At 70.9% G+C, this 19,950-nt stretch carries 16 protein-coding genes; 12 read left to right on the top strand and 4 right to left on the bottom strand.

The features are described 5' to 3' along the window. Positions 1 to 14: 14 nt before the first annotated feature. Positions 15 to 1,028 carry a LacI family DNA-binding transcriptional regulator gene (locus RCR19_RS10680; protein ID WP_331264927.1) on the bottom strand — a complete coding sequence of 338 codons (1,014 nt, stop codon included), beginning with the start codon at positions 1,026 to 1,028 and terminating at the stop codon, positions 15 to 17. Between the two features lie 539 nt (positions 1,029 to 1,567). Between RCR19_RS10680 and RCR19_RS10675 the strand changes: the two genes are divergently transcribed. From RCR19_RS10675 to RCR19_RS10645, 7 genes are all read left to right on the top strand, one after another. Then, positions 1,568 to 3,508, top strand: coding sequence for an acyl-CoA dehydrogenase family protein (locus RCR19_RS10675; protein ID WP_331264926.1), 1,941 nt, complete (start codon positions 1,568 to 1,570; stop codon positions 3,506 to 3,508). A 323-nt stretch (positions 3,509 to 3,831) separates the two neighbouring features. Then, entirely contained in the window at positions 3,832 to 5,088 is a 1,257-nt protein-coding gene (dxr, locus tag RCR19_RS10670; RefSeq protein ID WP_059129090.1) for a 1-deoxy-D-xylulose-5-phosphate reductoisomerase, read from the top strand. Further along, positions 5,085 to 6,389, top strand: coding sequence for a site-2 protease family protein (locus tag RCR19_RS10665; RefSeq protein WP_331264925.1), 1,305 nt, complete (start codon positions 5,085 to 5,087; stop codon positions 6,387 to 6,389). Before dxr ends, RCR19_RS10665 begins: the two co-directional genes overlap by 4 nt. Positions 6,390 to 6,556: 167 nt before the next feature. After that, on the top strand, positions 6,557 to 7,714 hold the full coding sequence (gene ispG / locus RCR19_RS10660) for a flavodoxin-dependent (E)-4-hydroxy-3-methylbut-2-enyl-diphosphate synthase (RefSeq protein ID WP_331264924.1): 1,158 nt from the start codon (positions 6,557 to 6,559) through the stop codon (positions 7,712 to 7,714). Positions 7,715 to 8,426: 712 nt separating this feature from the next. Beyond that, positions 8,427 to 9,275 carry a GNAT family N-acetyltransferase gene (locus RCR19_RS10655; protein WP_220292098.1) on the top strand — a complete coding sequence of 283 codons (849 nt, stop codon included), beginning with the start codon at positions 8,427 to 8,429 and terminating at the stop codon, positions 9,273 to 9,275. Between the two features lie 133 nt (positions 9,276 to 9,408). Then, positions 9,409 to 9,981 (top strand): GNAT family N-acetyltransferase, encoded by a 573-nt coding sequence (locus tag RCR19_RS10650; RefSeq protein ID WP_059133434.1) that lies wholly within the window; start codon positions 9,409 to 9,411, stop codon positions 9,979 to 9,981. 70 nt (positions 9,982 to 10,051) lie between these two features. After that, positions 10,052 to 11,752 carry a proline--tRNA ligase gene (locus tag RCR19_RS10645; RefSeq protein ID WP_220292096.1) on the top strand — a complete coding sequence of 567 codons (1,701 nt, stop codon included), beginning with the start codon at positions 10,052 to 10,054 and terminating at the stop codon, positions 11,750 to 11,752. 144 nt (positions 11,753 to 11,896) lie between these two features. Here the strand turns inward: RCR19_RS10645 and RCR19_RS10640 are convergent, their stop codons facing one another. The 3 genes from RCR19_RS10640 to RCR19_RS10630 form a co-directional block, all read right to left on the bottom strand. After that, positions 11,897 to 12,799: an aminoglycoside phosphotransferase family protein gene (locus tag RCR19_RS10640; protein ID WP_331264923.1), complete on the bottom strand. Its 903-nt coding sequence runs from the start codon at positions 12,797 to 12,799 to the stop codon at positions 11,897 to 11,899. Positions 12,800 to 12,855: 56 nt separating this feature from the next. After that, a complete protein-coding gene (locus RCR19_RS10635; protein WP_331269403.1) occupies positions 12,856 to 13,293 on the bottom strand; it encodes a ferritin-like domain-containing protein in 438 nt (145 codons plus the stop codon). Between the two features lie 110 nt (positions 13,294 to 13,403). Then, a complete protein-coding gene (locus RCR19_RS10630) occupies positions 13,404 to 13,946 on the bottom strand; it encodes a hypothetical protein (RefSeq protein WP_331264922.1) in 543 nt (180 codons plus the stop codon). 214 nt (positions 13,947 to 14,160) lie between these two features. Here RCR19_RS10630 and rimP point away from each other — a divergent pair, with 214 nt between their 5' ends. From rimP to RCR19_RS10605, 5 genes are all read left to right on the top strand, one after another. Further along, positions 14,161 to 14,670: a ribosome maturation factor RimP gene (gene rimP / locus RCR19_RS10625; RefSeq protein WP_059133437.1), complete on the top strand. Its 510-nt coding sequence runs from the start codon at positions 14,161 to 14,163 to the stop codon at positions 14,668 to 14,670. Positions 14,671 to 14,672: 2 nt separating this feature from the next. After that, positions 14,673 to 15,668, top strand: a complete 996-nt coding sequence (gene nusA, locus RCR19_RS10620; RefSeq protein ID WP_059133438.1) for a transcription termination factor NusA — start codon at positions 14,673 to 14,675, stop codon at positions 15,666 to 15,668. A 127-nt stretch (positions 15,669 to 15,795) separates the two neighbouring features. After that, positions 15,796 to 16,077 carry a YlxR family protein gene (locus RCR19_RS10615; RefSeq protein WP_079051001.1) on the top strand — a complete coding sequence of 94 codons (282 nt, stop codon included), beginning with the start codon at positions 15,796 to 15,798 and terminating at the stop codon, positions 16,075 to 16,077. Between the two features lie 167 nt (positions 16,078 to 16,244). Further along, the gene (gene infB / locus RCR19_RS10610; protein WP_331264921.1) at positions 16,245 to 19,355 is read left to right on the top strand and encodes a translation initiation factor IF-2; all 3,111 of its coding nucleotides are present in this window, start codon (positions 16,245 to 16,247) and stop codon (positions 19,353 to 19,355) included. Between the two features lie 265 nt (positions 19,356 to 19,620). Continuing rightward, positions 19,621 to 19,914, top strand: a complete 294-nt coding sequence (locus RCR19_RS10605) for a DUF503 domain-containing protein (RefSeq protein WP_059133441.1) — start codon at positions 19,621 to 19,623, stop codon at positions 19,912 to 19,914. Positions 19,915 to 19,950: the final 36 nt, after the last annotated feature.

Genomic DNA, 19,950 nt, shown 5'->3' with positions numbered 1-19,950 from the left:
CCGGAGGAGAGCCGTCAGGGTGCGGCCGGCGCGGGGCCCGTGCTCGCCCTGACCGTCAACTCGGGGGCGAGCAGCACCACTTCCTCCGTCCCGCGGCCGTCCAGCTTCGCCACGAGCAGTTCGACGGCTCGTCTGCCCATCTCCTGGGCGGGGATGGCGACCGACGTCAGCCGGACCGACGCCTGCACGGCGACCTGGTCCGGGCAGACGGCGAGCACGGAGACGTCCTCTGGCACGGCCCGGCCCTGCTGACGCAGCAGTGCGAGCAGGGGCTCGACCGCGGACTCGTTCTGCACCACGAACCCCGTGGTGGCGGGCCGTTCGTCGAAGATCCGGGCGAGTGTCAGGGCCATCGCGTCGTACCCGCCCTCGCAGGGGCGATGCAGCATCCGCAGCCCCAGCTCGCGGGAGCGGGACCTCAGCCCGTCGAGCGTGCGCTCCGCGAAGCCCGTGTGCCGCTCGTAGACGGCCGGTGCCTCGCCGATGACGGCGATGTCGCGGTGTCCCAGCATCGCCAGGTGCTCGGCGCACAGCGCGCCCGTGGCCGCGAAGTCCAGGTCGACACAGGTCAACCCCGAGGTGCTGGTGGGCAGCCCGATGAGCACCGACGGCTGGTCCGTCCCCCGCAGGAGCGGCAGCCGCTCGTCGTCGAGCTCCACGTCCATCAGGATCATCGCCTCGGCCAGGCCGCTGCCGGTGACCCTGCGCACCGCGTCGGGTCCCTCCTCGCCGGTGAGCAGCAGGACGTCGTAGCCGTGCGTGCGCGCGGTGGTCGCCACGGCGATGGCGATCTCCATCATCACCGGCACGTACATGTCCGTACGCAGCGGGACCATCAGCGCGATGATGTTCGATCTGCTGCTCGCGAGGGCGCGGGCCCCGGCGTTCGGGTGGTAACCGAGATCCCGGATGCTCTGCTCGACCCGCTCCCGGGTGGCCGCGGAGATGGACCGCTTGCCGCTGAGGACGTAGCTCACCGTGCTCGCCGACACTCCGGCGTGCTGGGCGACCTCGGCGAGAGTGACCATCCAGCTCTCCAAGGGGACTGAAGCGCTTCGACGCGGCGCAGATACGGAACGGAGATGTGGGGGTTGCCTGACAGTAGCTCCACAGGGGGGTGGTGTCCATAGGTTGTCGAAGCGCTTCGACTAGGAACTTCCGGAGGCGGCGAGCGTCGCCCGGGCGCCCGGTGACCACCGAACGGACGTATGCGAGCGGCTTCTTGGCGGCCGTCGGCAGGTTGCCGTCGAGATGCTCGGAAAGCACTGCCTGGACCCCGGCCCGCGGGCGGCCGGCCACGCCAGGGTCAGGGCCGAAGCGGAGGCCGTCGTGGCGGAGGGGCCGACTTGACATCAAGGTGCGGTCGACGGAGATCGGTTGACGCGCGATCCCGGGTAGGCGGTTGCACGAAGACTGGTGACCTCGCCCCGAATCGGGTACGAACGATCCAGTAGCACCGATCAGTAACGTACGCCCGCAGGGTCGCCGTACGGCACTCTTGGCCGCTGTACGGCAGCTTGATCGGCGTATGTCCACAATGATCCCTATTCGCGGCGAGGTGAGCCTCATGTCCGCACCAACAGCCCCCACTCCCAAGCCCACTGTCACCGAGCGTGAGGCGCGTCAGGTCGCCGAGGCCGCGCGCGAGCAGGACTGGCGCAAGCCCAGCTTCGCCAAGGAGCTGTTTCTCGGCCGTTTCCGGCTCGACCTCATCCACCCCCATCCGCTGCCCGCCGACGAGCACGTACAGCGCGGCGAGGAGTTCCTCGCCAAGCTGCGCGACTTCTGCGAGACGCAGATCGACTCCGCGCGCATCGAGCGCGAGGCCCGGATCCCGGACGAGACGATCAACGGGCTGAAGGAACTCGGCGCCTTCGGCATGAAGATCGACACCAAGTACGGCGGCCTCGGCCTCACCCAGGTGTACTACAACAAGGCGCTCTCTCTGGCCGGCTCCGCGAATCCCGCGGTCGGCGCGCTGCTGTCCGCGCATCAGTCGATCGGCGTACCGCAGCCCCTGAAAATCTTCGGCACGCAGGAGCAGAAGGACACGTTCCTGCCCCGCTGCGCCCGCACCGACATCTCCGCGTTCCTCCTCACCGAGCCGGACGTGGGCTCCGACCCCGCCCGCCTCGCCACCACGGCCGTCCCGGACGGGGACGACTACGTGATCGACGGCGTGAAACTGTGGACCACCAACGGCGTGGTGGCCGACCTGCTCGTCGTCATGGCACGCGTCCCCAAGTCCGACGGTCACGGCGGCGGCATCACGGCGTTCGTAGTCGAGGCCGCGTCGGAGGGCATCACGGTCGAGAACCGCAACGCCTTCATGGGTCTGCGAGGCCTCGAGAACGGTGTCACCCGCTTCCACCGGGTCCGTGTCCCGGCGGCCAACCGCATCGGCCCCGAGGGTGCGGGTCTGAAGATCGCGCTGACCACGCTGAACACCGGCCGGCTCTCACTGCCCGCGATGTGCGTGGGCGCGGGCAAGTGGTGTCTGAAGATCGCCCGAGAGTGGGCGGGAGCCCGCGAGCAGTGGGGCAAGCCGGTCGCACTGCACGAGGCGGTCGGTTCGAAGATCTCCTTCATCGCGGCGACGACCTTCGCCATCGAGGCGGTCGTGGACCTCTCCTCGCAGATGGCCGACGAGGACCGCAACGACATCCGCATCGAGGCCGCTCTCGCCAAGCTCTACGGTTCGGAGATGGCCTGGCTGATGGCCGACGAACTGGTCCAGATCCGCGGTGGCCGCGGCTTCGAGACCGCCGAGTCCCTCAAGGCCCGGGGCGAGCGGGCGGTGCCCGCCGAACAACTGCTGCGGGACCTGCGCATCAACCGCATCTTCGAGGGCTCCACGGAAATCATGCACCTGCTGATCGCCCGCGAGGCCGTGGACGCCCATCTGTCGGTGGCGGGAGACCTGATCGACCCCGACAAGTCCCTGGCCGACAAGGCGAAGGCGGGCGCGAACGCCGGCGTCTTCTACGCCAGGTGGCTGCCCAAACTGGTCGCCGGACAGGGGCAGGTCCCGGGCGCGTACGGGGAGTTCCGGCAGGAGGTCGACCTCTCCCCGCATCTGCGCTACGTCGAACGCAGCGCCCGCAAGCTCGCCCGCTCCACCTTCTACGCGATGTCCCGCTGGCAGGGACGCATGGAGACCAAGCAGGGCTTCCTGGGCCGGATCGTGGACATCGGCGCCGAACTGTTCGCGATGAGCGCGGCCTGTGTGCGCGCCGAGCATCTGCGCAGGTCCGGGCAGCACGGGCGGGAGGCGTACCAGCTCGCCGACGCCTTCTGCCGGCAGTCCCGGATCCGCGTCGAAGAGTTGTTCGGCCGGCTGTGGAGCAACACGGACGACCTCGACCGCAAGGTGGTCAAGGGAGTCCTGACCGGTACCTACGAATGGCTTGAGGACGGGATCGTCGACCCGTCCGGGGACGGCCCGTGGATCGCGGACACGGCTCCGGGCGCCAGCAGCCGGGAGAACGTGCACCGCCCGATCCGCTGACGGCCGGCCACCGCGTGCCCGGCGGTCACCGACGCGAGGGCCCCGGCGCCGGAGTACGGCGCGGCGAGGTCCCGGAGTCCGGCGGGCGCGGCGGCCGGCAGGCCGACCGCGCCCGCCGGACGGGGCCGATCCGCGCCGGCGGCGCCCTCTCGGCGTCCGCGGAGCCGTCCCCCGCCCAGGCGGATCGGATCCCCGGGCATGACGGCATCTCCGTGATGACCGGGGGCGGCATCGGCACGTCAGGACCGGTCTGCCGGGGGACCTTCGGTGAGGAGTGGGGCACCCTGTCCCCCCGGGCACCGTGCTACGGCCACAATGGAGGAATGAGCGACAGTCCAGCCCCTCTTGCCGACCCCCATCTCGTCTTCGATCCCGTGGACGGAGTGCGGGACGTCGTGATCCTCGGCTCCACCGGCTCGATCGGCACCCAGGCCGTCGACCTCGTGCTGCGCAACCCCGACCGGTTCAAGGTCACCGGGCTCTCCGCCAACGGCGGCCGGGTCGGACTGCTCGCCGAGCAGGCCCGCCGCCTGCGGGTGCGTACGGTCGCGGTGGCGCGCGAGGACGTCGTGCCGGCGCTGCGCGAGGCGCTCTCGGCGCAGTACGGGTCAGGAGAGCCCCTCCCCGAGATCCTCGCCGGACCCGACGCGGCCACCGCGCTCGCCGCCTCGGACTGCCACACCGTGCTGAACGGCATCACCGGTTCCATCGGCCTCGCGCCCACCCTCGCCGCCCTGGAGGCGGGCCGCACACTCGCGCTCGCCAACAAGGAGTCGCTCATCGTCGGCGGCCCGCTGGTGAAGGCCCTGGCCAAGCCCGGCCAGATCATCCCGGTGGACTCCGAGCACGCCGCCCTCTTCCAGGCCCTCGCCTCCGGAACCCGCGCCGACGTGCGCAGACTCGTCGTCACCGCCTCCGGGGGTCCCTTCCGCGGCCGGACGAGGGACCAGCTGGCCGACGTCACGCCCGAGGACGCGCTCGCCCACCCCACCTGGGCGATGGGCCCGGTCATCACGATCAATTCCGCGACCCTGGTGAACAAGGGCCTCGAGGTGATCGAGGCCCATCTGCTGTACGACATTCCCTTCGATCGCATTGAGGTCGTCGTGCACCCGCAGTCGTATGTCCACTCGATGGTGGAGTTCACGGATGGGTCGACTGTGGCGCAGGCGACGCCCCCGGACATGAGGGGGCCGATCGCCATCGGTATCGGCTGGCCCGAACGGGTGCCCGATGCGGCGCCCGCTTTCGACTGGAGCAAGGCCTCGACCTGGGAGTTCTTCCCGCTGGACAACGAGGCGTTCCCCTCGGTGGGACTCGCCCGGCATGTGGGACAGCTCGCGGGCACGGCCCCGGCGGTGTTCAATGCCGCCAATGAGGAGTGTGTCGACGCGTTCCTGAACGGCGCCCTGCCGTATCTCGGGATCATGGAGACGGTCATCCGGGTGGTGGAGGAGCATGGCACCCCTCGCTCGGGAACTTCCCTGACCGTCGCGGACGTCCTCGAAGCGGAGGCCTGGGCGCGTGCCCGGGCCAGGGAACTGACGGCCCAGACGGCAAGCGCGGAGGCTCGTGCATGACGACCTTGATGATGATCCTCGGCATAGTCGTCTTCGCAGTCGGACTTCTGGTCTCGATCGCCTGGCACGAGCTGGGGCATCTGTCGACGGCCAAGCTCTTCGGCATCCGGGTGCCGCAGTACATGGTCGGGTTCGGCCCGACCGTCTGGTCGCGCAAGAAGGGCGAGACCGAGTACGGCATCAAGGCGGTCCCGCTCGGCGGCTACATCCGCATGATCGGGATGTTCCCGCCGGGGCCGGACGGCCGGATCGAGGCCCGTTCCACCTCGCCGTGGCGGGGGATGATCGAGGACGCACGGGCGCAGTCCTTCGAGGAGCTGCAGCCCGGTGACGAGGACCGCCTCTTCTACACGCGCAAGCCGTGGAAGCGCGTCATCGTCATGTTCGCGGGCCCCTTCATGAACCTGATCCTCGCCGTGGCGGTCTTCCTCGGCGTGATGATGACGTTCGGCGTCCAGACCCAGACCACCACGGTCTCCAAGGTCTCCGACTGCGTCATCCAGCAGAGCGAGAACCGCACCAAGTGCGCGAAGGGCGACCCGGCCGCGCCCGCACAGGCCGCGGGGCTCCGGGCGGGCGACAAGATCGTCTCGTTCGGCGGCAAGCCGGTGAAGGACTGGTCCGTCCTCCAGTCCGACATCCGTGCCAACCCGGGCAAGGACGTCACGATCACCGTCGAGCGCAACGGACGGACCGTCGACCTCCAGGCTCACCTGATCAAGAACCAGGTCAGCAAGACGGACGGCAACGGCGGCTATGTCGAGGGCAAGTACGTGTACGCCGGCTTCCTCGGCTTCACCCCCGCCAGCGGCATCGTCCAGCAGTCCTTCGGCCAGTCCGTGCAGCGCATGGGCGACATGATGGAGAACGGCGTCGAGTCGCTGCTGTCGCTGCCGGGCAAGATTCCCGCCCTGTGGGACGCGGCCTTCGGCAACGCCCCGCGTGAGCCGGACTCCCCGATGGGCGTGGTCGGCGCGGCCCGTGTCGGCGGCGAGGTGTTCACCCTGGACATCCCGCCGTCCCAGCAGATCGCCATGATGCTGCTGCTGGTTGCGGGCTTCAATCTGTCCCTGTTCCTGTTCAACATGCTGCCGCTGCTCCCGCTCGACGGCGGGCACATCGCGGGCGCCCTGTGGGAGTCGCTGCGGCGTGCCATGGCCAAGGTGCTGCGCCGCCCCGACCCGGGTCCGTTCGACGTGGCGAAGCTGATGCCGGTGGCCTATGTGGTGGCCGGGATCTTCGTCTGCTTCACCCTGCTGGTGCTGATCGCGGACGTGGTTAACCCGGTGAAAATCTCCTAGTCACGCGGAGTTGGCGGCGGCCGGGGAGGCTTTTTCCCGGCCGCCGCCCATTGGGTGGGTCTACGGACCGTGATGTGCTGGGGTCCGTGCCCGTGCCGTAGGCTCAAAGTCTGGAGCCCGTCGTTCCGGGGCTGGACCTTGATCCATAACTTGGGGTTGCACAGCAGATGACTGCGATTTCACTCGGCATGCCGTCCGTTCCGCTCAAGCTCGCCGAGCGTCGGAAGAGCCGGCAGATCCAGGTCGGATCCGTGGCGGTCGGCGGAGACGCTCCGGTGTCGGTGCAGTCGATGACGACGACGCGTACGTCGGACATCGGTGCGACGTTGCAGCAGATCGCGGAGTTGACGGCGTCGGGTTGCCAGATCGTGCGGGTGGCGTGTCCGACGCAGGATGATGCGGATGCGCTGGCGACGATTGCGCGGAAGTCGCAGATCCCGGTGATCGCGGACATTCACTTCCAGCCGAAGTATGTGTTCGCCGCGATCGAGGCGGGTTGTGCGGCGGTGCGGGTGAATCCGGGCAATATCAAGCAGTTCGACGACAAGGTGCGGGAGATCGCGAAGGCGGCCAAGGATCATGGGACGCCGATTCGGATCGGGGTGAACGCGGGGTCGTTGGACCGGCGGTTGCTGCAGAAGTACGGCAGGGCGACTCCGGAGGCGCTGGTGGAGTCGGCGCTGTGGGAGGCGTCGTTGTTCGAGGAGCATGATTTCCGGGACATCAAGATCTCGGTGAAGCACAACGATCCGGTTGTGATGATCGAGGCGTATCGGCAGCTTGCGGCGCAGTGTGAGTATCCGTTGCATCTGGGTGTGACGGAGGCGGGTCCGGCGTTCCAGGGCACGGTGAAGTCGGCGGTGGCGTTCGGTGCGCTGTTGTCGCAGGGCATCGGTGACACGATTCGTGTGTCGTTGTCGGCTCCTCCGGTGGAGGAGGTGAAGGTGGGCGCGCAGATTCTGGAGTCGTTGGGTCTTCGGGAGCGTGGTCTGGAGATCGTGTCGTGTCCGTCGTGCGGTCGTGCGCAGGTGGATGTGTACAAGTTGGCCGAGGAGGTCACGGCGGGGCTGGAGGGCATGGAGGTTCCGCTGCGGGTCGCGGTGATGGGCTGTGTGGTCAATGGTCCGGGTGAGGCGCGTGAGGCGGATCTGGGTGTCGCGTCCGGCAATGGCAAGGGGCAGATCTTTGTGAAGGGTGAGGTCATCAAGACGGTGCCCGAGTCGAAGATCGTGGAGACCCTGATCGAGGAGGCCATGAAGCTCGCCGAGCAGATGGAGAAGGACGGCGTCGCATCCGGCGAGCCGTCGGTCGCCGTGGCCGGCTGACCCCCTCCTGCGTCCACATCTCGTCCACGCCCCGTCACAGAGGTCTGTGACGGGGCGTACGTGTTCCCTTCGGGACCTTCGTCGTCGAGGGACCGGCGAGGGGGATCCCCACGGCTCCGCCTTCAGGGTGCGGACCGATCCGCGGCGCCCGGACGCCCCTCCCCGCGGGCACCGGCAGGGCGAGCGAACACGTCGTCACGGACGGCGACTTCACCACCTGCAGCGACAACAAGGGTGTCCTGCCCACGTGTTGCGCCTCGACCCGGGCCGGGTGCCCGGGCCTCCTTCCTCGGCGTCGGCCGGCGCGAGCGGTCACCCGCGTACAACCGGGAGGCGTTCGGGCGGAAGGAGGGCTCTGCGCGGGTCAAAGGCCGCACGGTCCCCGTCGGTGACGATGTGGTCACTTGGCGTGAGATGAAGGCCGGTTGTGCCGGAAAACGCCGGAGGGATCCGCTTCATCGACCTCGGGGACCGGCCGCTCATCCGGTACCCGAGGCTCGAGGCGGCGACGGCCCGGTCCGCGGCCTCGGTTCCTGCCTTCCGCCGGCGACCGGGAATCGACGAGATCCGCGTCGGATGCGGCCACCCCGCGGGCCGCTGTCGTCCCGGTGGTCCTTGCGTGCCGCCCACGGGCCGGGACACCGGGCGGCGCGTGGTCAGCGCGCCAGGTACAGTGCGGAGATCAGCAGACCCCAGGGTGAGGCTCCCGCACGTGTTGACGCAGACCACCACCAGGGTGCTCGAACCGAGTGACCTGGACGCCGCGCTCGCCGTTCTCGACCGCGAGCCGGTCACGAACGCCTTCGTGTCGTCCCGCGTCCAGGTCGCGGGCCTCGACCCCTGGCGCCTCGGCGGCGAGATGTGGGGCTGGTACGAGGACGGCATGCTGACGTCGCTGTGCTACGCGGGCGCCAACCTCGTACCGATCTGCGCCGGCCCCCGCGCGGTACGGGCCTTCGCCGACCGCGCCCGGCGAGCCGGCCGCCGCTGCTCGTCCATCGTCGGCCCCGCGGAACCCACCGCACAGTTGTGGCGGCTGCTCGAGCCGGGCTGGGGCCCGGCCCGCGAGATCCGCGCCCACCAACCCCTCATGGTCACCGACCGCATGCCCGCCGACATCGCTCCGGACCCCTACGTCCGCCGCATCCGCAAGGACGAGATGGAGACGATCATGCCGGCCTGTGTGGCGATGTTCACCGAGGAGGTCGGCGTCTCACCGCTGGCCGGCGACGGCGGACTGCTCTACCAGGCCCGGGTCGCCGAACTCGTCGGATCGGGCCGCTCGTTCGCCCGACTCGACGACAGCGGCAACGTCGTCTTCAAGGCGGAGATCGGTGCGGCCACCCCGCAGGCCTGCCAGATCCAGGGCGTCTGGGTGGCGCCCGAGTACCGTGGCCAGGGTCTCGCGGCCCCCGGCATGGCGGCGGTCCTGCGGTACGCGCTGGCGGATGTGGCGCCGATGGTGAGCCTGTACGTCAACGACTTCAACACCGCGGCGCGGCGGACCTACCTCAGAGTGGGCTTCCAGGAGGTCGGCGCGTTCATGAGCGTGCTGTTCTGAGGAACCGCGGCGCGGGCCCGGGAGGGCGGGGCGCCGCGGCCCGGTGGCACGGGTTGCCACGGCCGGTCCCCGGGGCGACGGCGACCCTCGTCCCCGGCACCGTCCCGTGAAGCGCCCCGGTAGGCTCCCCGACATGCTGCGCTTTCCCGGTCGCGGTCACCGCGAGCCCGACGAGGTCGTGATCGGCCCCCTGGACCTGTCCGCCCGCGTCGACGAGGCGCTCGCCGTGCAGGCCCTCGCATTCGGGCTCGGGGCCGACGAGATCGCCGTGCGCCGCCAGATCGTGCTGCGGCACATGGTCTATCCGGGAGCCCGAGCGTTCGGAGCCACCCTCACCGACGGGCGCCTCGTCGGATTCGTCTACGGCATGCCCAACGACCGTACGCACTGGTGGTCCACGGTCGTCGAACCGTATCTGCGGGCCCAGGGCCACGACGCATGGCTCGACGACTCCTTCGTGATCACCGAACTGCACGTCCATCCGCGCTACCAGAACCGCGGCATCGGACGAGCCTTGATCACCACCATCACCGCGGGCGCGACGCAGCCGCGCTCCATCCTCTCCGCGATCGACATCGACAGCCCGGCCCGCGGCCTGTACCGCTCCCTGGGCTACGAGGACCTCGCGCGGCGGGTGGCCTTCCCCAGCGCCCCCAAGCCGTACGCCGTGATGGGCGCACCGCTGCCGCTGCGTGCGCGCCGATGAATTTCCGCCCGCACCGGCTGCCCGGCTAACCTCCTAGCCATCACCCTTACGCAGCAGGAGTCGAGAGATCATGGCGAACGCACCGGTCCAGCGCATGTCCCAGTTGTTGGCGAAGACGCTGCGCGACGACCCGGCGGACGCCGAGGTCCTCAGCCACAAGCTGCTCGTCCGCGCGGGCTACGTCCGCCGTACCGCTGCCGGGATCTGGAGCTGGCTGCCGCTCGGCAAGAAGGTCCTCGCCAACGTGGAACGGATCGTCCGCGAGGAGATGGACGCGATCGGCGCCCAGGAGGTGCTGCTCCCCGCCCTGCTGCCCCGGGAGCCCTACGACGCGACCGGCCGCTGGGACGAGTACGGCGCGGAGCTGTTCCGGCTCAATGACCGCAAGGGCGGTGACTACCTCCTCGGCCCGACCCACGAGGAGATCTTCACGCTGCTCGTGAAGGACCAGGCGTCCTCGTACAAGGACCTGCCGGTGATCCTCTACCAGATCCAGAGCAAGTTCCGGGACGAGGCCCGGCCCCGAGCGGGCATCCTGCGCGGCCGGGAGTTCCTGATGAAGGACTCCTACTCCTTCGACCTCGAGGACGAGGGCCTCGCCCAGTCGTACGCCCTGCACCGCCAGGCCTACCAGCGGATCTTCGAGCGGCTCGGTCTGGACTACCGGATCTGCGCCGCAACCGCCGGCGCGATGGGCGGTTCCAAGTCCGAGGAGTTCCTGGCCCCGGCCGAGGCGGGCGAGGACACCTTCGCCGACTGCCCCAACTGCGACTTCGCCGCGAACACCGAGGCGATCTCCTACCCGCTGACGCCGGAGGACCCCTCCGGGACGCCTGCGCTCGAGGAGATCCCCACCCCGGACACCCCGACCATCGAGACGCTCGCCGCCTCCCTCGGGGTCCCGGCCTCCGCCACCCTGAAGAACCTCCTCGTCAAGGTCGACGGCGAGATCGTCGCCGTCGGCGTGCCCGGCGACCGCGAGGTCGACATGGACAAGGTCGAGGCGCATTTCGCCCCGGCCGTGGTCGAGCTGGTCACCGCCGAGGACTTCGTGGGGCGTCCCGACCTGGTGCGCGGCTATGTCGGCCCGCAGGGCCTGGAGAAGGTCACGTACATCGCCGACCCGCGGGTGGCCCCCGGCACCTCCTGGATCACCGGTGCCAACAAGGACGGCATGCACGCCAAGAACGTGGTCGCGGGCCGCGACTTCGAGGTCGAGGCGTACGTCGACGTCGTGGTGGTGCAGGAGGGCGACCCCTGCCCGCGCTGCGGCACCGGCCTCAAGCTGGACCGCGCCATCGAGATCGGCCACATCTTCCAGCTGGGCCGCAAGTACGCCGACGCCCTCAAGCTCGACGTCCTCGGCCAGAACGGCAAGCCGGTCCGGGTGACCATGGGCTCCTACGGCGTCGGTGTCTCCCGCGCGGTGGCCGCGCTCGCCGAGCAGACCGCCGACGAGCAGGGCCTGTGCTGGCCCAAGGAGGTCGCCCCGGCCGATGTGCACGTGGTGGCGGCCGGCAAGGCCCTGCAGACCGAGCTGGCCCTCGACGTCTCCCAGCAGCTGGCCGCGGCCGGCGTGCGCGTGCTCGTCGACGACCGGGCCGGTGTCTCCCCGGGCGTGAAGTTCACCGACGCCGAGCTGATCGGAGTGCCGCAGATCCTGGTGGCGGGCCGCCGCTCCGCCGAGGGCGTCCTGGAGCTGAAGGACCGCAGGACGGGCGAGCGCGAGGAGCTGACGGTGGACGAGGCGATCGCCCGCCTCACGGCCTGACCGGCCGAGGTCCGTCGACGGGCCGCCCGCGGGGCGGCCCGTCACAGGTCGCGCCGTCCCGTCCGCGGGGCCGGCGGCACAGCGCGGTGGAGGCCGCCGGTCATCGGCCGGCGGCCTCCGGCCGTCCGCCCCGCCCGACGCCCGTCACAGCCAGCCCGCGAACTCCAGCAGCAGTTCCGCGTCCTGCGGCCGGCCGACCCGCCGGGCCCGCACCCCGGACTCGACCGCCCTGAACAGCGTCCAGCCGCGCAGCCGCTCCTGGTCGAGGTCGAGCGACTCCGCGAGCCGCTTCACCCGGCGCCGCGTGATCGACGCGCCGGAGGGTGAGGCGATGAGGTCCTCCACCCGGTCGCGCACCAGCCGCGCCAGATCGAAGGCGCACTCACCGACCACCGGGTCCGGGCCCACGGCCAGCCACGGCATCCGCTCTCCGGCGAGCACCTTGCTCTGCCGGAAGGTGCCGTGCAGCAGCCGCTCCTCGGGCGGGTCGGCGAGCAGTTCCTCACGGGCCGCCAGCGCCGCGTCCACCAGGGGCGCCACGTCGGGGTCGGTCCCGGCGCCCGCCCGCATCGCCTCGGCCTGCCGTCCCGTCCGCCCGGCCACCGTCTCGAAGGAGTGACCGGAGGAGGGCTCCACCCACAGCCGCCGCAGCGTACCGGCGGCCTCCAGCAGGGCCTTCGCCTCGGGCAGTGAGCGCACGGACATCTCGGGGTGCAGCCGCTCCAGCAGCAGCACGCCGTGCCCGGGGTCGGCGTCCAGGAGCCGCACCGCGCCGAACCCGTCCCACCGGGCCAGCGCGGCGCACTCGCTCTCGGGACGTGCCCGCGGCGGCGCCAGCTTCAGCACCGCGGGTGTCCCATCGGCCTGCCGCACCAGTACGACCAGGCCGCTGCGGCCGCCCGGCGCCTGTACCCGCTCCACGGTCAACTCGCGTAGATCGACGGCCTGTCGGGCGAGTCCGGGAAGCTTGTCGAGCCACTCGGCGCCTCCGTCCCGCTGCGTCTCGCCGAGCGCCCGAAGAAGGCGCTGCGGCGGTTCGAAAGCCATGCGCGAGTTGTTCCCTTCCAGGTCGGCTTCGCACGCGTGCGGTGTGCGCGTACTCCTCACGTCCGCGGTGTCGTCGGCGACGGGGACGAAGTGGTCGCGGCCCGCTCGGCGAGACCAGGGAAGGCTACGCTCTCGCCGCTCCAGCGCACCGCACGCACCGCCGCCTCGCGCAGCGCTCCGGCGGCGGAGCCGCGCCTCGAGCCGGTCGCCGCCCGGACGAGGTCGGAGTACACCCCGGCCAGCCGCTCCTCCAGTTCGGCGGCGAGCCGCACGGCGGCGGCGGAGTCCGTGACCGGGAAGGGCAGCGCGTACCCGGCCGCGGCGGGGTCCGGTGTGCCGCCCAGGTCCCGTACGGCCCGGGCCAGTTCGTCGCGTCGGGCGCGATGGGCGTCGTAGGCCGTCCGCGCATCCTCGCGCCTGGCCTGCTCGATCCGCCCTCCGACGACGCCGTAGCCGTAGACCGCGGCGTGCTCGGCGCGCAGTGCGGCCTGCAGCGCCGTGAGTTCGGCGGTCCCGGGGCCCTGGGTGCCTGCGCTGGCGGCCGGGGTGCCGGGGGCGGTGCCCGGAGTGCCCGTGGTCGCGGCCGGGGTGCCGGTGGTCGTGCTCACTTCGCGCCTTCCGTCAGCAGGTACGCGTGCGCGGCGCCGGCCGCCGCCACCGAGGCCATCAGCCGTGCGAGCTCGCCGGGGACGTCCAGCAACGCCCTGGCCCGCCGGTCGGCCAGGGTGCGCTCGGCGGAGGCCAGCTCCTTGAGCGCCGACTTGGGGTCACCGGGCACGGGGGAGGCACTGGGGGCGGTGGGCGCCGAGGACGATGAGGAGGCCGATGCCGAGGACGACACCGACGGGGACGGCGAGGCGACGGCACCGTCGCGGAACGCCTGTGCGTGCCGGACGACCTCCGCCCGCAGCGGCCGCAGTCGCGCCGCGAGCGCCGGATGGGCCCCGAGCACGGCCGCGTACCGGTCGGCCAGGGCCTCACTGTCACCGGCGGCACGTGCGCGGGCCCGGTCGGCGGCCGAGAGGCTGCCGCCCGCGGTGGTGGAGTCGGGGGTGCCGGAACAGCCCGCGAGCAGCGCGGCGCCCGCTGCCGAGGCGAGCAGGCTCCGTCTGCGCAGGGCGGTGCGCGGGTGCGGGGGGAACGGCACGGCAGACGTCCTCGATGGCCGGAGACGAAGGGGTGGGCGACTCGCCCGTGATCACCGTACCGGTGCCCCGCCCCGGCGCTCGCCACCGGCTCGGCCGATCGCGCCCGGGCCGGAGGTCGGCCCAGGTGGACGGCAACACCGTCCGGGACCGGATACCCTTTGACCTGACACGCGACCATCCCACAACAGCACACGCGGCCGAGGAGTCACCCGGATGAGCACGACCCAGAGCGAGAGGCTGCGAGAACTGCTCGAACCGCTCGTCAACTCCCAGGGGCTCGATCTCGAAGAGATCGCCGTGGACTCCGTCGGGCGAAAGCGTGTACTGCGTGTCGTCGTCGACTCCGACACCGGTGCCGATCTGGACCGGGTCGCCGATGTGAGCCGTGCGCTCTCGGCGAAGCTCGACGAGACGGACGCCATGGGCGAGGGCACCTACGACCTCGAGGTCGGAACGCCGGGCGCGGAGCGCCTGCTGAAGGAACACCGGCACTACGTACGCGCCGTCGACCGGATGGTGAAGTTCCAGCTGGCCGAGGGCGGCGAGCTGATCGCCAGAATCCTGAAGGTCGACGACGAGGGCCTCGACCTCGAGGTGCCGGGTGTGAAGGGCCGCAAGGCCACGAGCCGCAGACTCGCGTTCCCGGAGATCACCAGGGCGCGCGTCCAGGTCGAGTTCGCCCGCAAGGACAAGAAGGACATGACGGAAGAGGAGGAGGCGTAGCCGTGGACATCGACATGAGTGCCCTGAGGGGCTTGGTTCGGGAGAAGGAGATCTCCTTCGACCTGCTGGTCGAGGCGATCGAGGCGGCCCTCCTCATCGCCTACCACCGCACCGAGGGAAGCCGCCGCCACGCGCGCGTGGAGCTCAACCGGGAGACCGGCCATGTGACCGTGTGGGCGAAGGAGGACCCCGAGGACCTGGAGGAGGGGCAGGAGGCGCGCGAGTTCGACGACACCCCGTCGGACTTCGGCCGCATCGCCGCCACCACCGCCAAGCAGGTCATTCTGCAGCGCCTGCGCGACGCCGAGGACGATGCGACGCTCGGCGAGTACGCGGGCCGTGAGGGCGACATCGTCACCGGGGTGGTCCAGCAGGGCCGCGACCCGAAGAACGTGCTCGTCGACATCGGCAAGCTGGAGGCCATCCTGCCGGTGCAGGAGCAGGCGCCCGGCGAGACGTACGAGCACGGCAAGCGGATCCGGTCCTACGTCGTCCGGGTGGCGAAGGGTGTGCGCGGTCCGTCCGTGACCCTCTCCAGGACCCACCCCAATCTGGTGAAAAAGCTGTTCGCGCTGGAGGTTCCGGAGATCGCCGACGGTTCCGTCGAGATCGCCGCGATCGCCCGTGAGGCCGGCCACCGTACGAAGATCGCCGTGCGGTCCACCCGATCGGGCCTGAACGCCAAGGGCGCCTGTATCGGACCGATGGGCGGCCGGGTGCGCAACGTCATGGGCGAGCTGAACGGCGAGAAGATCGACATCGTCGACTGGTCGGACGACCCGGCCGAGATGGTGGCGAACGCCCTCTCGCCGGCCCGTGTCTCCAAGGTCGAGGTGGTCGACCTCGCGGCCCGTTCGGCACGTGTGACGGTCCCCGACTACCAGCTGTCGCTGGCGATCGGCAAGGAAGGGCAGAATGCCCGGCTTGCGGCCCGGCTCACCGGCTGGCGGATCGACATCCGCCCCGACACCGAGCAGCCGGCCGAGCGGCACGACTGAGGCATCTGACCTCGGCAGGGGACACGTCCAGGCCGTGGGTCGCCGAGATCACGACAGTTTTATGCGCGGCAAGTGTTCGATTCTTGCCCCAAAGGGGTGAGGTCGCCGCGGGGAGGTAGACTTAACGGTGTCTGGCCGGACGCATGCCCGCGCATGCCCTGAGCGCACCTGTGTGGGGTGCCGGGAGCGAGCGGCCAAGATCGAACTGTTGCGGACCGTGGTGGTCGAGGGTGATTGCGTCCCCGATCCTCGCGGTACGCTGCCCGGCCGGGGTGCGTATGTGCACCCCGTGTCGGCCTGTCTCGACCTGGCGGTCCGCCGTCGGGCGTTCCCACGGGCGCTGCGCGTCCCGGGCCCGCTCGACACAAAGGCGTTGCGCCAATACGTGGAGCAGGCAGAAAGTTGCTGAGCAGGCAGACAGCACCGAAAGACATGCCGTACGGAAGCCTCCGTGCGGCCTGGTACCTCGCGAGTCGAAAGCAGGTCGAGATTGCGATGAGCACTCGATGAGTACGCGATGAGTACGCCCATGAACTAGCGACGGTCCGGCCGCAACCCGGACCTCAAAGGAGCGAAGTGGCTAAGGTCCGGGTCTACGAACTCGCCAAGGAGTTCGGTGTGGAGAGCAAGGTCGTCATGGCCAAGCTCCAGGAACTCGGTGAATTCGTCCGTTCGGCGTCTTCCACGATCGAAGCGCCCGTAGTACGCAAGCTGACCGACGCCCTGCAGCAGGGCAACGGCGGCGGTAAATCCGCCGCCCCGCGCAAGGCCGCACCGGCGAGGCCGGCCGCGCCCTCCCCGGCGCAGGCCGCACGTCCGGCTGCCCCGCGTCCGGCGGCGCCCAAGCCCCCGGCCGCCGAGCGGCCCGCGGCCCCTGCCCCGGGTCCGCGCCCGACGCCGGCTCCGAGGCCCGCGCCGCGCCCCGCCCCGGCGGCTCCGGCCGCCCCGGCTTCCCCGGCGGCTCCGGCCCCCGGTGCGCCCGAGTTCACGGCGCCTCCGGCGGCTCCGGCGGCTCCGGCCGCCTCGACCCCGCGTCAGGGTGCCCGTCCCGGCCCCGGCGGCCCGAAGCCCGGCGCCCGTCCGGCCGCGCCCGGCCAGGGCCAGGGTCAGGGAGACCGGCCTGCTCGTTCCGGTGGCCCGCGTCCGGGTGCTCCCGGCGCGCGTCCCGGTGGGCGTCAGGCCGGCCCCCGTCCCGGTAACAACCCCTTCACCTCCGGTGGCTCCACCGGCATGGCGCGCCCGCAGGCGCCCAGGCCGGGCGGTGCTCCGCGTCCCGGCGGTCCCGGCGCCCCCGGTGCTCCGCGTCCGCAGGGTGCGGGCCAGGGCGGTCCCCGTCCGCAGGGTGCGGGCGGTGGTCCTCGTCCCCAGGCTCCGGGCGGTTCCCGTCCGACGCCGGGCGGCATGCCCCGCCCGCAGGGTGGCGGTCCGCGTCCCGGCGGCGGCCCCGCCGGCCCGCGTCCGAACCCCGGCATGATGCCGCAGCGTCCCGCTGCCGGTCCGCGTCCCGGTCCCGGCGGCCGTGGCCCGGCCGGTGCCGGTCGTCCCGGTGGCGGTCGTCCCGGCGGTCCCGGTGGCGGCGGCGGCTTCGCCGGTCGTCCCGGCGGCGGTGGCGGCGGTGGCGGTCGTCCCGGTGGCGGCGGCGGTTTCGCCGGTCGTCCCGGTGGCGGCGGTCCCGGTGGTGGCGGTGGCGGCTTCGGCGGTGGCGGCGGTGGCCGTCCCGGCTTCGGTGGTCGTCCCGGTGGTCCCGGTGGCCGTGGTGGCACGCAGGGTGCGTTCGGCCGTCCCGGCGGTCCGGCGCGTCGTGGGCGCAAGTCGAAGCGGCAGCGCCGTCAGGAGTACGAGGCCATGCAGGCCCCGTCGGTCGGCGGTGTGATGCTGCCTCGCGGCAACGGCGAGTCCATTCGCCTGTCGCGCGGTGCGTCGCTCACCGACTTCGCGGAGAAGATCAACGCCAACCCGGCGTCCCTCGTCGCGGTCATGATGAACCTCGGCGAGATGGTCACGGCCACGCAGTCCGTCTCCGACGAGACGCTGCACCTCCTCGCCGGCGAGATGAACTACACGGTTCAGATCGTCAGCCCCGAGGAGGAGGACCGCGAGCTGCTCGAGTCCTTCGACCTGGAGTTCGGCGAGGACGAGGGCGACGAGGAGGACCTGGTGGTCCGCCCGCCGGTCGTCACCGTCATGGGTCACGTCGACCACGGTAAGACCCGCCTGCTCGACGCCATCCGCAAGACGAACGTCATCGCGGGCGAGGCCGGTGGCATCACCCAGCACATCGGTGCCTACCAGGTCGCGACCGAGGTCAACGGCGAGGACCGGGCCATCACCTTCATCGACACCCCGGGTCACGAGGCGTTCACCGCCATGCGTGCCCGTGGTGCGAAGTCGACCGACATCGCGATCCTCGTGGTCGCGGCCAACGACGGTGTGATGCCGCAGACGGTCGAGGCCCTGAACCACGCCAAGGCGGCCGAGGTGCCGATCGTGGTCGCGGTCAACAAGATCGACGTCGAGGGCGCGGACCCGACCAAGGTGCGCGGTCAGCTGACCGAGTACGGCCTCGTGGCCGAGGAGTACGGCGGCGACACGATGTTCGTCGACATCTCCGCCAAGCAGGGTCTGCACATCGACAGCCTCCTGGAGGCGGTCGTGCTGACCGCCGACGCGGCGCTGGACCTTCGGGCCAACCCGAACCAGGACGCGCAGGGCATCTCGATCGAGTCCCGTCTCGACCGCGGCCGCGGTGCCGTGGCGACGGTCCTCGTCCAGCGAGGCACGCTGCGGGTCGGCGACACGATGGTGGTCGGCGACGCGTACGGCCGTGTCCGGGCGATGCTCGACGACAACGGCAACAACGTGGCCGAGGCCGGCCCGTCGACGCCGGTGCAGGTCCTGGGTCTGACCAACGTCCCGGGTGCCGGCGACAACTTCATCGTGGTCGAGGAGGACCGTACGGCCCGCCAGATCGCGGAGAAGCGTGCCGCCCGCGAGCGGAACGCGGCGTTCGCCAAGCGCACGCGCCGTGTGTCGCTCGAGGACCTGGACAAGGTGCTCAAGGCCGGCGAGGTCCAGCAGCTGAACCTGATCATCAAGGGTGACGCTTCCGGTTCCGTCGAGGCACTCGAGTCCTCCCTGCTCCAGCTGGACGTCGGCGAAGAGGTCGACATCCGCGTCCTGCACCGCGGTGTCGGTGCGGTCACGGAGTCGGACATCGACCTGGCGATGGGCTCCGACGCCATCGTGATCGGCTTCAACGTCCGTGCGGCAGGCCGCGCGGCGCAGATGGCCGAGCGCGAGGGTGTGGACGTTCGGTACTACTCGGTCATCTACCAGGCGATCGAGGAGATCGAGGCGGCCCTGAAGGGCATGCTGAAGCCGGAGTTCGAGGAGGTCGAGCTCGGTACGGCGGAGATCCGCGAGGTCTTCAAGTCGTCCAAGCTGGGCAACATCGCGGGTGTTCTCATCCGCTCCGGCGAGGTCAAGCGGAACACCAAGGCCCGCCTCGTCCGCGACGGCAAGGTGGTCGCGGAGAACCTCACCATCGAGGGTCTGCGTCGCTTCAAGGACGACGTCACCGAGATCCGCGAAGGCTTCGAGGGTGGTATCAACCTCGGAAACTTCAACGACATCAAGGTCGACGACACCATCGCGACGTACGAGATGCGGGAGAAGCCGCGGGTGTAACAGCCTCCGGTTCGCGCCGGCCGACGGGACGTGTTCCCGTCGGCCGGCGCGCCGTGTGGGGGGCCTGTGGCTCCCCGCGCAACCGCCCGGACCCGGGGCGGTCCGTCATGGAGCGAGGACGGACCGCGTCGCGCCCGGGCGGGCCGGACGCCGTCCGGCGAAAACTCCGTCGAGCCGCTCCGGTGTTCGTTGTACGGTTTTCATGTCCCTGCCCATACCGATGGTGGGGCCATCGATCCCGTACCGGCGGGTCATCCGGACGCACATGTACGTGGGGACTCTGTCCTTCGACCTCCTCCTCGGCGACGTACGGTCGCTGAAGGAGAAGCGCTCCGTCGTCCGTCCGATCGTCGCCGAGCTCCAGCGGAAGTTCGTGGTGAGCGCGGCCGAGGTGGACCACATGAACCTTCATCGGCGGGCACTCATCGGGCTCGCGGTGGTCTCCGGGGATGCAGGGCATCTGACCGACGTGCTGGACCGGTGCGAGCGGCTGGTCGCCGGGCGCCCCGAGGTGGAGCTGCTGTCCGTGAGGCGGCGTATCCACGGCGACGACGACTGAACCGAGAACAAAGACAGGAAAGAACGGGAGACGGAC

Origin of the sequence: Streptomyces sp. WAC07094, from assembly GCF_036320405.1 — a bacterium.
In the GTDB taxonomy this organism is placed as follows: Bacteria; Actinomycetota; Actinomycetes; order Streptomycetales; family Streptomycetaceae; genus Streptomyces; species Streptomyces lannensis.
Note: the sequence above shows the minus strand (reverse complement) of the source record. Positions and strands in the feature narration are given on the sequence as shown.